Source organism: Mesorhizobium sp. M7A.F.Ca.CA.002.04.1.1, from assembly GCF_004022805.1.
GTDB lineage: Bacteria > Pseudomonadota > Alphaproteobacteria > Rhizobiales > Rhizobiaceae > Mesorhizobium > Mesorhizobium ciceri.
In genome coordinates this window covers 1-422 of sequence record NZ_RZPL01001333.1, presented here as the reverse complement: position 1 = coordinate 422, position 422 = coordinate 1, and the positions used below count along the sequence as shown (strand labels likewise).

At 64.7% G+C, this 422-nt stretch carries 1 protein-coding gene; it reads left to right on the top strand.

The annotated features are described in order from the left end of the window. Positions 1-422, top strand: a 422-nt coding sequence (locus tag ENZ75_RS34065) for a 3-hydroxyacyl-CoA dehydrogenase NAD-binding domain-containing protein (protein WP_245481383.1), incomplete at both ends; no start/stop codon positions are given.

Below are 422 nucleotides of genomic sequence, written 5' to 3'. Positions count from 1 at the left end.
TCGTGACATCGATCCGCTGATCGGCCCGTCCGTCATCGTCGCGTCCGACACGTCGGGCATTCCGATCACCAAGCTGCAGGCGCATATCTCGCATCCCGAGCGGATGGTCGGCATGCACTGGTCGAACCCGCCGCACATCATCCCGATGATCGAGGTGATCGGCGGCGAGAAGACCGCGCCTGAAACCGTGGCTGTTATCCGCGATCTCATCCGCTCGATCGGCCTGCTGCCGGTGGTGGTGAAGAAGGACGTTCCAGGCTTCGTCGAGAACCGCGTGCTCTATGCGCTGCTGCGCGAGGCGGTCGATCTTGTCGAGCGCGGCGTCATCGAGCCGGAAGACCTGGACACCTGCGTGTCGTGGGGCATCGGCTACAAGATCGCCGTCATCGGCCCGATGGCGCTGCTCGATATGGCGGGGGGGG